Source organism: Micromonospora sp. NBRC 110038 (assembly GCF_020884815.1).
Taxonomy (GTDB): domain Bacteria; phylum Actinomycetota; class Actinomycetes; order Mycobacteriales; family Micromonosporaceae; genus Micromonospora; species Micromonospora haikouensis.
In genome coordinates this window covers 341,953-355,266 of the sequence record NZ_BBOL01000005.1, presented here as the reverse complement: position 1 = coordinate 355,266, position 13,314 = coordinate 341,953, and the positions used below count along the sequence as shown (strand labels likewise).

Annotated in this window: 12 protein-coding genes; 7 read left to right on the top strand and 5 right to left on the bottom strand. The window is 75.5% G+C overall.

Features of this window, described 5'->3' with window-relative positions:
* Nucleotides 1-401 precede the first annotated feature (401 nt).
* The 3 genes from LPU61_RS19940 (at nt 402) to LPU61_RS19930 (ending at nt 3,127) form a co-directional block, all read left to right on the top strand.
* Nucleotides 402-899, top strand: a complete 498-nt coding sequence (locus tag LPU61_RS19940; protein ID WP_229405717.1) for a hypothetical protein — start codon at nt 402-404, stop codon at nt 897-899.
* Between the two features lie 417 nt (nt 900-1,316).
* Nucleotides 1,317-1,748, top strand: coding sequence for a hypothetical protein (locus tag LPU61_RS31755; RefSeq protein WP_043963626.1), 432 nt, complete (start codon nt 1,317-1,319; stop codon nt 1,746-1,748).
* 143 nt (nt 1,749-1,891) lie between these two features.
* Nucleotides 1,892-3,127 carry an ATP-binding protein gene (locus LPU61_RS19930; RefSeq protein WP_043960942.1) on the top strand — a complete coding sequence of 412 codons (1,236 nt, stop codon included), beginning with the start codon at nt 1,892-1,894 and terminating at the stop codon, nt 3,125-3,127.
* Nucleotides 3,128-3,142: 15 nt separating this feature from the next.
* On the opposite strand, the gene LPU61_RS19925 is transcribed toward LPU61_RS19930, so the two are convergent.
* Nucleotides 3,143-3,688, bottom strand: coding sequence for a GNAT family N-acetyltransferase (locus LPU61_RS19925; RefSeq protein WP_043960943.1), 546 nt, complete (start codon nt 3,686-3,688; stop codon nt 3,143-3,145).
* Nucleotides 3,689-3,914: 226 nt separating this feature from the next.
* Here LPU61_RS19925 and LPU61_RS19920 point away from each other — a divergent pair, with 226 nt between their 5' ends.
* On the top strand, nt 3,915-4,460 hold the full coding sequence (locus LPU61_RS19920) for a DoxX family protein (RefSeq protein WP_043960944.1): 546 nt from the start codon (nt 3,915-3,917) through the stop codon (nt 4,458-4,460).
* A 215-nt stretch (nt 4,461-4,675) separates the two neighbouring features.
* Nucleotides 4,676-6,121 (top strand): glycosyltransferase 87 family protein, encoded by a 1,446-nt coding sequence (locus LPU61_RS19915; protein WP_043960945.1) that lies wholly within the window; start codon nt 4,676-4,678, stop codon nt 6,119-6,121.
* On the opposite strand, the gene LPU61_RS19910 is transcribed toward LPU61_RS19915, so the two are convergent.
* The 4 genes from LPU61_RS19910 to moaC all read right to left on the bottom strand — a co-directional run bounded on the left by LPU61_RS19910 (nt 6,108) and on the right by moaC (nt 8,843).
* Nucleotides 6,108-6,533 (bottom strand): molybdenum cofactor biosynthesis protein MoaE, encoded by a 426-nt coding sequence (locus LPU61_RS19910; RefSeq protein WP_144420269.1) that lies wholly within the window; start codon nt 6,531-6,533, stop codon nt 6,108-6,110. The genes LPU61_RS19915 and LPU61_RS19910 overlap by 14 nt on opposite strands.
* Before the next feature lie 20 nt (nt 6,534-6,553).
* Nucleotides 6,554-7,816, bottom strand: a complete 1,263-nt coding sequence (locus LPU61_RS19905) for a molybdopterin molybdotransferase MoeA (RefSeq protein WP_043960948.1) — start codon at nt 7,814-7,816, stop codon at nt 6,554-6,556.
* A 68-nt stretch (nt 7,817-7,884) separates the two neighbouring features.
* Nucleotides 7,885-8,355: a molybdenum cofactor biosynthesis protein B gene (locus tag LPU61_RS19900; protein ID WP_043963628.1), complete on the bottom strand. Its 471-nt coding sequence runs from the start codon at nt 8,353-8,355 to the stop codon at nt 7,885-7,887.
* On the bottom strand, nt 8,352-8,843 hold the full coding sequence (gene moaC, locus LPU61_RS19895) for a cyclic pyranopterin monophosphate synthase MoaC (protein ID WP_043960949.1): 492 nt from the start codon (nt 8,841-8,843) through the stop codon (nt 8,352-8,354). The genes LPU61_RS19900 and moaC overlap by 4 nt, the downstream gene beginning before the upstream one ends.
* Before the next feature lie 598 nt (nt 8,844-9,441).
* Between moaC and LPU61_RS19890 the strand changes: the two genes are divergently transcribed.
* Together LPU61_RS19890 and LPU61_RS19885 are read left to right on the top strand one after the other, a co-directional pair.
* Nucleotides 9,442-11,964, top strand: a complete 2,523-nt coding sequence (locus LPU61_RS19890) for a bifunctional diguanylate cyclase/phosphodiesterase (RefSeq protein WP_043960951.1) — start codon at nt 9,442-9,444, stop codon at nt 11,962-11,964.
* Nucleotides 11,961-13,289: a glycosyltransferase 87 family protein gene (locus LPU61_RS19885; protein WP_043960952.1), complete on the top strand. Its 1,329-nt coding sequence runs from the start codon at nt 11,961-11,963 to the stop codon at nt 13,287-13,289. Before LPU61_RS19890 ends, LPU61_RS19885 begins: the two co-directional genes overlap by 4 nt.
* Nucleotides 13,290-13,314 lie beyond the last annotated feature (25 nt).

The window sequence follows — 13,314 nt, the reverse complement described above, 5'->3', positions numbered from 1 at the left end:
CACCCGAGCCGGGCCAGTATCCGGGCTACCGGCCCGAGCCGGGTCCCTACCCGACGTACGCCGGGCAGCCGCCCGAGCCGGGTCCCGCCGGGCGGTACGGTCCCCCGCAGCCCGGACCCCACCCGGCCGACCGGGCACCGTGGCCGGGTGACCCCGGCCGGTTCGCGGCCGGTGCCCGGGAACCGCAGCCCGGCCCGTGGGGCGGGCCGGGTCCCCGCGACCCGGGGCACCCCGACGTCTACCGGCCGGCGGGGGTCGGCCCGGCGCACCCCGGGGACCGGTACGCCGACGACCGGCAGGCCCCCGCGCCGTACCCGAGGACGGGCGGAGCGCCGCCGTACCCGGGGGAGCCTGCGCCGCCCTACCCCGCCGGGGGTGCGCCTTCGTATCCCGGGCGGCCCGTGCCGCCGTACCCCGGGGAGGCGGGGCCGCCGGCGGACCGCAAGCGCGGACGCGGTCCGCTGACCGCCGTGCTGGCCACCCTGGTCGTGCTCGCGCTCGTCGGCGGCGCGGCCGTGTGGTATCTGCTGCGGCAGGACGACGATCCGCCGCCCGCGGCGGGCCCCGCCGCGCCCAGCGCCGCTCCGACGGTGGAGGACACCCCGGCGGCGCCGACGACCGCGCCCACCGCCCCGGCGCCCGAGTCGTCGGCGGATCCCCGGTTCGTGAAGGTGGGTCAGTGCGTCCGCAACGAGGGGCCGGCGGGCGGCAAGCCCAAGCTGCTGATCAGCCCGTGCGGCCCGAAGACGTACGAGGTGCTGCGCCGGTTCGACGGGCAGACCAGCGGGGAGAAGGACGCCGAGGCGAAGTGCGCCAAGGTCACCGGCTACACCAACTGGTACTTCTTCGACAGCCAGCTGGACACCCTGGACTTCGTGCTCTGCCTGAAGCTCCGCTGATCCGCGCCGAAGCCGCGCTGACGCCGCTCATCCGGTGCCGCGCCCTCCGTCCGCCACACCCCTGGGGGAGAGATGTCATCGTTCGGACCGCCCGGCTCCGGCGCACCCGACGACCCGTACGCCAGGCCGCCCGCCGGCCCTCCGGTCGACCCGACCCTGCCGCAGTGGGGCCCGGCACCCGCCGGTGACCAGCCGGGGTACCCGCCGGGCCAGCCGGGCTACCCGCCGGAACAGTCGGGGTATCCGCCGCCCGGCCCGTTCCCGCCCGGCGGCCAGCCGGGTGGGTACCCGCCCCCTGGCCCCTTCCCGCCGGTCAACCAGCCGGGGCCGGCCGGGCCGTGGGGCCCGCCGCCGCCTCCGGGGTACGGGCCACCGCCCGTCGCCCCGCCCGCGCCGCGCCGGGGCGGCCGGATCGCCCTGATCATCGCCCTGGTGGTCGTGCTGCTGCTCTGCCCCTGCCTCGCCCTGGCCGGGTGGGGGATTTGGCAGGCGGCCGACGACGACGGCGGCTCCGCCGCGCCGACGGTGACCGCGCCGACGGTGCCGACGGGCGAGCCGAGCGACGTTCCGACGGCCGCACCGACCACGGCCGAGCCGAGCCCGACCGAGGACGACGACCGGGACTTCGCGAGGGGCGACTGCGTGGTCAACGACGGCACGGACGCCAACGCCGACCTGCGGAAGGTCCCGTGCGGACCGGACACGTACGAGGTCCTGCTGCGCATCCCCGGCACCACGGACGGCGACCGGTGCAAGACGGCGTCGCCGGACGCGACCGCCAACTTCGTCAGCGACAACCCGGTCAACGCCCTCGACTACGTGCTCTGCCTGAAGAAGCGCACCCGTTGAGAGCGGGCCCGCTACCCGAAACTAGGGCTGTCTAGCGTCCACGCTAGACAGCCCTAGTTTTGCCTCGACGGCCGACGACACGCCGGTAGGGTCCTCTACGGATGTCTAGCCCCGCAGCTAGACGGCCCGATACTGTGCAATTCGTGGATCCGGTCCGCAACCCGTACGCCCCGGGCGCCGGCCAGCGCCCGCCCGAGCTCGCGGGGCGGGGGCGGGAGCTGGACGTCTTCGACGTCGTGCTGGAGCGCATCGCGCGGGGCCGCCCCGAACGCAGCCTGATGCTCACCGGCCTGCGCGGCGTGGGGAAGACCGTTCTGCTCAACACCCTGCGCTCGCAGGCGATCACCCGCCTCTGGGGCACCGGCAAGATCGAGGCGCGACCCGACCAGTCGCTGCGCCGCCCAGTCGCCGCCGCGCTGCACATGGCGGTGCGGGAGCTGGCCCCCCGGCACCGCGCCCCGGACCGGATCGACGCGTTCCTCGGAGTGCTCAAGGCGTTCGCCCAGCGGTCCGCGCCGACCGGCCGGGCGGGTGCGGCCCCGAAGCTGCGCGACCGGTGGCAGCCGGGCATCGACGTGCCGGCCGCGACCGGCCGGGCCGACTCGGGCGACATCGAGATCGACCTGGTGGAGCTGCTCAGCGACGCCGCGGCGGTGGCCGCCGACGTCGGCACGGGCATCGCCGTCTTCATCGACGAGATGCAGGATCTCGGCCCCGAGGACGTCTCGGCGCTCTGCGCCGCCTGCCACGAGCTGTCGCAGCTCGGCGCGCCGCTGATCGTGGTGGGCGCGGGCCTGCCGCACCTGCCGGCCGTGCTCAGCGCCGCCAAGTCGTACTCGGAGCGGCTGTTCCGCTACCAGCGCATCGACCGGCTCGACCGGATCGCCGCCGACCAGGCGCTCTGCGCGCCGGCCGAGCGCGAGGAGGTCGAGTACGAGCCGAAGGCCCTCGACCTGCTCTACGAGAAGTCGGGCGGCTACCCGTACTTCGTCCAGGCGTACGGCAAGGCCACCTGGGACCACGCGCCGCGTTCCCCGATCACCGACGCGGACGTGCGGGTGGCCGCCCCCGAGGCGGAGGCCGAGCTGGCGGTGGGCTTCTTCGGCTCCCGGTTCGAGCGGGCCACGCCGGCCGAGCGCGAGTACATGCGCGCCATGGCCACCCTGTCCCTGGTGGAGGGGGACGCGGGCGGCCGGGACGACATGGACGCGGCCGTGCCGACCGCCGAGATCGCCCGGGCGCTCGGGCGCAAGCCGGCGAGCCTCTCCCCGGCGCGGGACGCGCTGATCAAGAAGGGGCTGATCTACTCCGGTGAACGCGGCACGGTCGCGTTCACCGTCCCGCACTTCGGCCGTTACCTGCGCACCCAGCCGGCCTGAGCACGCGCCGGGTGGTCAGACCTTCGACCAGGGCGGCGGGAACAGCACCTCGCCCCGGGGCACGGGCCCGTCCCCGCTGGTGCTGGCGGGCAGGACCAGCGCCTGCCACGGCTCGCCCAGGCCGGACCACGGGCTGGTCAGCCCCATCCGGTCGGCGCGGGTGAAGCCGAACCGCCGGTAGTAGCCCGGGTCGCCGAGCACCACCACGAGTCGCTCGCCGAGCTCGGTGGCGGCGTCCAGGGCGGCCTGCACGACGGCCGTGCCGTGCCCGACCCGCTGCCGGTGGGGGGCGACCGCCACCGGGCCGAGGGCCAGCGCCGGGGCGCTCCCGCCGTCGTCGCGGACGTGGACCCGGGTGAGCAGGGCGTAGCCGACCACCTCGCCGCCGTACTCGGCGACCATGGCCAGCTCGGGGATCCAGGCGTCGGTGCCGCGCAGGTCCTCGACCAGCCCCACCTCGGGCGGGGTCGACACGTCCGGGCGGGCGAACGCGGCGGTCAGCACCCGCCGGACGGGGCCGGTGTCCGCCGGGCCCTCGGGCCGCAGCCGCAGAGTCGTCACCCGGGCGAGGTTACCCGCCGGGCCGGGTCCACCACCGACGGTCGCCCCGATCGGCGTGGCGCTCCCGTGGCGGACGGGCCCGCATCGGCGTGGTGTTCCCTTGCCCGACGGGTCCCGATCGCCGCGCCGACCCGCAGGCCACTGGCCCGGCGGCGACGTCCACGTTCACCGATCGGATCGGGCCGTTGCAGGGGTAGCGGTGCCCGCGACGGGGTATGACTGACCCATGACACCCGTGCGTTCCCTCGCCCGCGTCATGTTGAGCGGCATCTTCGTGGTCAGCGGCGCCCGCAACCTTCAGCATCCGGGGCGGCTGGTGCCGGCGGCGAAGCCGGTCACCGACCGGGTGACCCCGCTGCTCCAGCAGGTCTCCCCGCGCATCCCCACCGACACCGAGACGTTGATCCGCGCCAACGCGGCCACCCAGCTCGTCGGCGGGCTGATGCTGGCCACCGGGAAGTTCACCCGCCCGGCCGCGCTGCTGCTCGCCGGCACGCTGATCCCGACGACCGCCGCCGGCCATCCCTTCTGGAACAGCGCCGACCCGGCCGAGCGCATGCAGAACCAGGTCCACTTCCTGAAGAACCTCGGGCTCTTCGGCGGGCTGCTGCTGGCCGCCGCCGACACCGAGGGCAGGCCGGGCCTGCGGTGGCGCGCCGGTCACCGGATCGGCCACTCGCGACGGTCGGTGGCCCGGGCCGTCCGGACGGCCCGCCGCGAGGCCCGGATCGCCGTACGATCGGCCGCCACCGCCCGTCGACTGCCGGGCTGACCTGCGGCGCGACCCCTCCCGGCGTTGGCCCGCCCCCACCAACGCCACGAATTACCTGAACCGCCCGGTAGGCGTTAACGCGGTGGAAATGTAAAAAACCAGTGTGGGATCGGACACGGTCGCATAACGCGGGAGGCATCAACGTGAGGCGCCGTTCTAGGCTCCGTGCTGGACCTGGACGGGCAGGACGACCTTGGTATGGGGGTGGCCACGACGTGCCGGCGACCGTCGGACGACGGATGGACCGCCTCGCTCCGGTCCGTCGCGCGACCCGTGGGGTGGACCGCAGGACGGCGGTGCGCGCCGGTGTGATCGCCACCGTCGCGTACGCGGCGTGGCTCGCGATCGGCGCCTTCGGGCGGCCGTACAACTTCTTCGACATGAAGATCTACCACGGCGCGGTGGTGTGGTGGGCGAACGGCAACGAGCTGTACGAGTTCATCGCCCCCTCCACCACGCTCGGCTTCACCTACCCGCCGTTCGGGGCGCTGGTGATGCTGCCCATGGCGCTGGTGCCCGTGGAGGTCGCCGGTTGGCTGAACGCGCTGGCCAGCATCGGCGCGCTGGCCCTCGTCCTGGCCGGTCTGCTGCGGCCGATCGTCGACCGGCTGGGCTGGCCGTTGTGGTACACGGTGGGCATCGCGACGCCGATGGCGATCGCCATCGAGCCGGGGCGCGAGACCCTCGGCTACGGGCAGGTCAACCTGCTGCTGTTCGCCCTGATCATGGCCGACCTGATCGGGCTGCGCTGGCGGGCCCGGCGGGGCACCCGGTTCGACGACGCGGTCGGGCCGCTGCGGCGGTTCGTGTTCAGCGGGGCGTGGGCCGGGGTCGGCATCGGCCTGGCCACCGCCGTCAAGCTGACCCCGGCGCTCTTCGTCGCGTACCTCGTGATCACCCGGCAGTGGCGGGCGGCGGCCACGGCGGTCGGCACCACGATCGGGGTGACCCTCGCCGGCTTCGCGCTGGTCGGCGCCGAGTCGCGGGCCTACTTCGGCGGCGTGCTCTGGCAGACCGAGCGGGTCGGCGCGGCCGACATGACCCCAAACCAGTCGCTCGCCGGCCTGCTGGCCCGGCTCTACGACTCGATCGAGACCCCGGGGCTGCTCTGGCTGTCGTTCTCGGTGCTGGTGCTCGCGCTCGGGCTGTCCCGGGCCGTCAGCGCGCGCGCCGACGGCGACGAGCTGACCGCGTTCACCCTGGTCGGGCTCACCGCGAACGTGGTCAGCCCGATCTCCTGGTCGCACCACCTGGTCTGGGTCATCCCGGCGGTCATCGTCCTGGCCGACGCCGCGCTGCGCCGCCGCGAGGCGAGCCGGGGCGTGGCGCAGCGGCCCGGCCAGGCGTCGTCCTACGGCGGGCTGCCCGGGGTCAACGGGCTGCGCCCGCCGATCTGGTATCCGACGCTGACCGGCCTGCGGCACGGCGTGGCGGCGGTGGGGCTCTACCTGCTGTTCCTGATCTCGCCCATCTGGCCGTACGAGCACCAGCTCCCCGAGGTGTCGCACTACCAGGACGGCCTGTTCGGCGCGCTGATGGAGAACTCGCTGGCCGTGGCGCTGATCGTGCTGGTCGCCGCGCTGCCGTGGCGGCCGGGCGCCGAGCCGGCCTTCTACGCCGACCGGTTCGGCCGCGCCGCGAGCGCCGTCAGGGGCAGTTGACCCACTCCTCGGTGCCGTCGGCGAACACCTGCCGCTTCCAGATCGGCAGCCGCGCCTTCACCTCGTCGACCAGCCGGGCGCAGGCGGCGAACGCGGCCGCCCGGTGCGCGGTGCTCACCGCCGCCACCAGGGCCGCGTCGCCGATGACGAGCGGGCCGACGCGGTGCGACACGGCGACCGCGTAGACGTCGGGGTCGGCGGCGACCTCGGCGGCGACCTCCCGGAGCACGGCGGCGGCGCTCGGGTGCCCCTCGTACTCCAGGCTGAGCACCGCGCGGCCGTGGTCGTGGTCGCGGACCACGCCCTGGAACGACACCACCGCCCCGGCCCGCCGGTCGGCGACCGCCGCCTCGTGCGCCGCCAGGTCCAGCGGCTCGGTGGTGACCGTGCCGAAGACGGTCGGCTCCTCGATCGTCACCGGGTGCCCCCTTCTCACGGACACGACCGCTCCCCAGGCAGCAGCGGCAGCGGCACGACCGGCACCCGCGCGCCCGGCTCGCCGGTGCTGCCGGGGCGGATGACCGCGAAGCCGTCCGCGCCGGCCAGCCCGCGCAGCATGGCCGACCCGACGTGCCGGACCGGGTGGGCGGTGCCGGCGACGCGGTCCAGCCGGACCAGGGCCAGGTGGGTGTAGTCGCCCCGCCCCGGCACGGCCTCGGCCAGCGTGGCGTGCGGCAGCACCGGCATCGGCCGGCCCTGCAGGCCCGCCAGCAGCGGCGCGACCAGCGAGACGAGCGCGACGATAGCGGACTGCGGGTTGCCGGGCAGGCCGGCGACGAAGCGGACCCGGCCGTCCGGGTCGACCAGCCGGGCCAGGAGCATGGGGAACCCGGGGCGGACCGCGACCGTGTTGACCACGTAGTCCGCGCCGAGCGCCTCCAGGGTGGGGTGCAGGTGGTCGACCGGGCCGTGCATCGTGCCGCCGGTGGTGCAGACCAGGTCGGCGGTGGCCAGCGCCGCGCGCAGGGCCGCCACGTGCGCCGGCAGCGTGTCGGCCACCGGGCCGACGACGTCGGCCGGGCGCACCTGGCAGCCGTACCGGCGCAGCCACGCCGGCACGGCCGGCCCGAGGGCGTCTCGCACCCGGCCGGCGGCCGGCGGCCCCGACGTCAACAGCTCGTCGCCGAAGACCAGCAGCGCGGCGCGGGGCGACCGGCGCACCCGCAGCGTGTCGTGGCCGCAGGAGGCGGCCAGGCCGATCACCGCCGGGTCGACCGGGGTGCCCGCCGGGAGCAGCTCCTCACCGGCGCGTGCCTCCTCGCCGGGCTCGCGCCACTCCGGGCTCGGCCGGGGGGTGCCGGCGACCCGGCCGTCGGCGGTGCGGGTGGACTCCTCGACCCGCAGGATCGCGGTGACCCCCTCGGGCACCATCGCGCCGGTGGCGATCTCGACGGTGGTGCCGTCGTCGGTCAGCGGCGCCGGGCTGCCACCGGCCAGCACCCGGCCGACGACCCGCCACGGACCGTTCCCGCGCACCGCCCAGCCGTCCACGCTGGAGGTGGGGAAGGCGGGCAGGTCGGTGCGGGTGGTCAGCGGCTCGGCGAGGGTGTGCCCGTCGGTGTCGGCGAGCGGCCGACCGACGGCGGGCAGCGCGGCGGCGAGGCCGACGGCGTACACCCGGGAGCGGGCCTCCTCCCAGCCGGCCGGCGGCGGTACGGCGACCTGTTCCGCGGCGGACGCGGTTTCCGTGCTCACCGGCCGAGCCTATCGTCGGCCGGCGGGACCCACCCGGCCAGTGGCGCGCCGTCCCGGGTGCCGGTCGCTCAGTGGTCGCCGCCGCGGAGCTGGTCGACGGCGTGGGTGAGGATCGGGCCGAGGACGGCGAGCCCGTCGCGGGCGCCGCCGGTGGAGCCGGGCAGGTTGACGACCAGCATCCGGCCGACGACCCCGGCGACGCCCCGGGACAGCGCCGCCGTCGGCACCCGGTCCCGGCTGTGCGCCCGGATCGCCTCGGCGATGCCGGGGATCTCGTGGTCGAGCAGCGCGCGGGTCACGTCGGGGGTGCGGTCGGTCGGGGTGATGCCGGTGCCGCCGCTGGTCAGCACCACGTCGACCCCGTCGGCCAGGGCGGCCCGCAGCGCCGCGCCGACCGGCTCGCCGTCGGGCACCACCACCGGGTCGTCGACCTGGCAGCCCAGCTCGCGCAGGCCGGCGACGAGCAGCGGGCCGCTGGTGTCGGCGTAGACCCCGGCCGAGGCGCGGTTGGAGGCGACCACCACCCGGGCGCGGATCACGGCCGGTCCGCCGGCCGCTGCCACAGGCCCGTCTTGCCGCCCTCCTTGCGGAGCACCCGCACCGCGTCCACCGACGCCGCCGGGTCGACCGCCTTGACCATGTCGACCAGGGCGAGGCCGGCGACCGCGACGGCGGTCAGCGCCTCCATCTCCACGCCCGTGCGGTCGGCGGTCCGCGCCGTGGCGGTGATCTCGACGGTGTCGTCGGTCAGCGCCAGGTCGACCGTCACGCCGTGCAGCGCGATCGGGTGGCAGAGCGGGATCAGGTCCGGGGTCCGCTTGGCCCCCATGATGCCGGCGAGCCGACCGACGGCGAGCGCGTCGCCCTTGGGCAGCCCGTCACGGCGCAGCAGGTCGACCACCTCGGCGGTGGTCCGCAGCCGGCCGGCGGCCACCGCGAGCCGGCCGGAGACCGCCTTGGCGGAGACGTCGACCATGCGGGCCGCGCCCGCCGCGTCGACGTGGGTGAGCTGGGCGGGATCCGTCACGGTCGCGAGCCTATCCTCCGGTACGCCCGGCCCCGGTTCCCACCTTCCCCGGCGCGGGGCGGTCCCGTGGACGGGCGTCCGGACGGACAAAGGAATTGCATCGACGAGACGGCGTTTCCCCGCCGGGGGTCATTCGGTGCGACTGCCGGGAGTCGGTCCGTCCCGGTGCGTCACGCTGCGACGGGAGACACCGCCACTTCCGGGGCGAGCGGGAAAGAAACACCCGAAGCGCGGATGAACCGAGAGGCGGACCTCGCCAGACTGGGTACGGGGACGAGCCGTACTCTTTGCCGACCACGTAGCCGCGCGACACAGAAACGACAAGCGCGACGCAATTCCCTGTAGAGCGCTCCGCACAGGTTCCGTAAACACACCGTGACAAATCATCCCCGGGTTGGCTTATATTGCGCATACCGACATTTATCAGTACAGAATTGGACGGGACCGGCCTTAAGCTTTCCTCCGTCAGACAGGAACGGCAGAAAGGCTGGGGGCTGTGATGAAGTCGCACGAGTGGAGTTGAGAGCACTTCTCGGAGCGGACAATGGCCAGTACCCTGAGGAACGCATAGCCATCGGTGACAACGCGAGGACGATGGGTGGCCGCTCCGACGAATCGACGGACCGAGACCGATCGGCGACTCCAGTCGCTAGTCGGTCTCGTCGTCGTTTGTGCGTCCGCCGCCCTCGTCGTCTCCACCGACCAGCTCCTGGCCGGGAACGACCCCGGCAACCTGGCACTCTGGGCGGCGCTCGTCTCGCTGGTCGCCATCGGGGTCACGGTGAAGGTCCGGGTCCGGATCAGAGCCACCAACCACGACATCGCCTGGACCGAGACCGCCATCCTCATCGGCCTGGCCGTCGCCCCCACCCCCATGGTGGTCCTGGCCACCAGCCTCGGCATCGCGATCACCACCTGGCTGCACCGTAAGACCACGCTCAAGACGCTGTTCGGCATCGGCAAGAACACGCTGGTCGCCGCCGTCGCGGGGGCGACCCTGCACGCCGCCGGCTGGCGCACCGGTGACGACCTGATCGTCCATCTCGTCCTGCCGCTCTCCGTCGCCTACCTGGCGGCCGTGGTCCTCGACGAGCTGGTCACCCTCCCGGTCATCGCGATGGCGACCGGCGAGCGACTGCGGGACCTGTTCCGGGAGGACTGGGGCCTGCGGGCCGCCACCGCCGCCGCCCGGCTCCTGGTGATCATCGGCACCGTCTTCATCCTCCGGGCCGACAGCCGCCTCCTGCTCGCCGTCCCGCCCCTGGTGCTGAGCCTGCACCTGCTCTACAGCAACCGGGTCCGCACCCGCACCGAGCAGCAGGCGTGGCAGCGCCTGGCCCGCACCACCGACGCGCTCAACGTCGTCGACCTCGACAAGGTTCTCACCACCGCCGTCACCCAGGCCGCCGAGTTGTTCTCCGCCGACGAGGTGGAGATCTCCCTGCGCGGGACGGGCCGGACGGTCCGCGGCTCCGCCGGCACCCTCACCTACGACGGGCCGACCGGCCCCGGCGGCACGGCGCACGGGTCGGTGATCTCCGCCCGCCTGGAGGGGCACGACCGCACCGTCGACGTCGGCACGCTCCGCCTGCGGTTCCACGGCCCCGTCCAGTTCTCCGAACGCGAGCAGTACACCCTGCGCACCTTCACCTCGGCGCTGTGCACCGCCGTCCGCAACGCCCAGGCGTACGCCGAGCTGGCCCGCGTCGCCGACGAGCACGCGTACGCGGCGACCCACGACACCCTCACCGGCCTGGCCAACCGGCGGCACCTGCTGGACCAGGGCAGTGAACAGCTCAACGCCCGGCACGCCGACGGGGTGACCGCGCTCGTGCTGATCGACCTCAACCACTTCAAGGAGGTCAACGACACCCTCGGCCACGCTGCCGGCGACCAGGTGCTCCTGCAGGTCGCCGACCGGCTGCGCGGCGCCGCCCAGGGCGACGACCTGGTGTCCCGCCTCGGCGGCGACGAGTTCGCCGTGCTCCTGCGCGGCCTGCCCGCCCCGGCGGTGGCCGCGCACCGCACCGAGGCCCTGCTCGCCGCGCTGCACGAGCCCCTCGACGTCGACGGCATGCGGATCAGCGTGGAGGCCAGCGGCGGCATCGCGATCGCGCCGGCCAGCGGCGGAATGCCCGAGCTGCTGCGCCGCGCCGACGTCGCGATGTACCAGGCGAAGCGCGCCGGCCAGCGGATCGCCACCTACGCCCCGGCCCGGGACACCGCCGACCTCGGCCGGCTCACCCTCGGCGGTGAGCTGCCCCGGGCGGTCGCCGACCAGGAGTTCACCGTCAACTTCCAGCCCATCGTCGACCTCGGCACCGGCGAGGTGACCAGCGCGGAGGCGCTGGCCCGCTGGCACCACCCGGTGCACGGCATCATCGACCCGCTGCGTTTCCTGGAGGCCGTCGAGCGCTCCGGCCTGCTCCCCGCGTTCGCCGAGGCGATCCTCGACCAGGCGCTCATCGCCGCCAACAGTTGGCGCGACGCCGGCTTCGACCTGCCCGTGGCGGTCAACGTGTCGCCGCGCAGCCTGCTCGACGCCCGCTTCCCCGGCTCCGTGCTGGCCCGGCTGCGCGCCCACGACCTGCCGCCGGACCGGCTGGTCCTGGAGCTGACCGAGACGCTGACCCTCAGCCAGCTCGACGTGGTCGACCGGGTGCTCAGCCGGCTGCGCGACGAGGGCGTCCGGCTGGCCCTGGACGACTTCGGCACCGGCTACTCGTCGCTGTCCCTGCTCTCCCGCATCCCCGTCCACGAGCTCAAGATCGACCGCAGCTTCGTGTCGGCCATGGAGGGGTCGGCCGAGGCAGCCGCCGTCATCCGGTCCACCCTCGACCTCGGCCGCAGCCTCGGGCTCACCGTCGTCGCCGAGGGGGTGGAGAGCGAACCGCAGCGCCGTGCCCTCTGGGAGCTGGGCTGCACCGCCGGGCAGGGCCACCTCTTCGGCCGGCCGGTGCCGGCCGGCACGCTCCTGTCCACCCTGCACCGCGGCTTCGGCGGTCGCACCGGCACCCTCGCCCCGCCGCTGCACGACGCGGGCACCGTGGTCCGGCTCCCCGCCGGGCGGCGGCAGGGTGGCCGCAGCCGGGGAGAGCGTCTGCCACACTTGCCCGCGTGACCGCCGCCGCCGACCGGGCCACCCGCGCCCCCGCACTGTGGCGCAGGATCGACCGGGCCGCCGGCGGCCTCGCCCTCGACCTCGGCCTCTACGGTGCCTCCGCGGCGTTCGCGGCGGTCACCGCCGGCACCTCCACCCTCCCGCCGCACCGCGCCTGGGGCACCGTCGCCGCGTTCGGCTACCTGCTCGCCGCGCTCGCCGTCGCCGGTCAACTCGCCGCCCGCCGCCGGGACGCCGGCACGCCGCTCGCCGCCCTGCCGGCCCGCTGGGCGGTCACCGGGCTGGCCTGGGCCAGCACCACGCTGCTGCCGCTGCTGGTGCAGAGCGCGCAGCGGGCCGCCGGCCGCACCGACCGGGCGCAGGAGGAGGTGGTCGTCGTCGAGCACAGCGGCAACCGCCTCGTCGAGACCGGCACGCCCTACCTCGGGCACGACGCGATCGCCGCGCTCCCCGCCGACGAGCGGCTGCTCGGCTACACCCCGTACCAGCCGGGCATGGCCCTGTTCGGCCTGCCGCGCGCCGTCGCGGACGGCTGGTGGACGGACGCCCGGGTCTGGTTCGCCGTCGCCACCGCGCTGCTCCTCGCCCTGGCGGTGGCCGCCCTGCGCACCGGGGCCCCGGCCACCCTCGGCGCCTCGGCCGCCGCCGGCGACCCGGCCGGCGACGGCGACCGGGCGGCGGCCGTGCTGCGCGGGATCCAGGCGGCGACCGTGCTGCCGGTCTGCGCCCTCACCCTCGCCACCGGCGGCGACGACCTGCCGGTGCTCGCCGCCTGCCTGCTGGCCCTCGCCCTCGCCGCCAGCGGCCGGCCGGGCCGCGCCGGCCTCGCGATCGGCGTGGCGGGCGCGTTGAAGCTCTTCGCCTGGCCGGTCGCCCTCGTGCTGATCGCCTGGGCGGCCACCCACCGCTGCGCCGGGCGGCTCGCCGCCGGCGCGCTCGGCGTGCCGGCGCTCGCCCTGCTCCCCGCCCTGCTCGTCGACCGCGACGCGCTGGTCGAGAACGTGCTGCGCTTCCCGCTCGGGCACGGCCTGGTGACCAGCCCGGCACAGTCCCCGTTCCCCGGTCACCTCATCGCGACCGCCCTGCCCGCCGGCCGGGTCGTCGCCGCCGCGCTGCTCGTCGCCGCCGGGGCCGCGATCGCCGTCCGGCTCCTGCACCGCCCGCCCCGCACGGCCGCCGCCGCCGCCCTGATCTGCGGGTACGGGCTGCTCGCGGCGATCCTGCTGATGCCCACCACCCGCTTCGGCTACCTGCTCTACCCGGTGGCCCTGCTCGCCTGGGCAGCCGCCCTGGCCCGCCCCGCGCCGGGCCCCGCCGCCCCCTGACCGGGGGGCTTCGCCCCGACGGCCG

What these genes read in the sequence shown, in the direction of transcription:
- LPU61_RS19920 (WP_043960944.1), top strand. Translation starts at nt 3,915, where the DNA reads ATGACACCCGTGCGTTCCCTCGCCCGCGTCATGTTGAGCGGCATCTTC.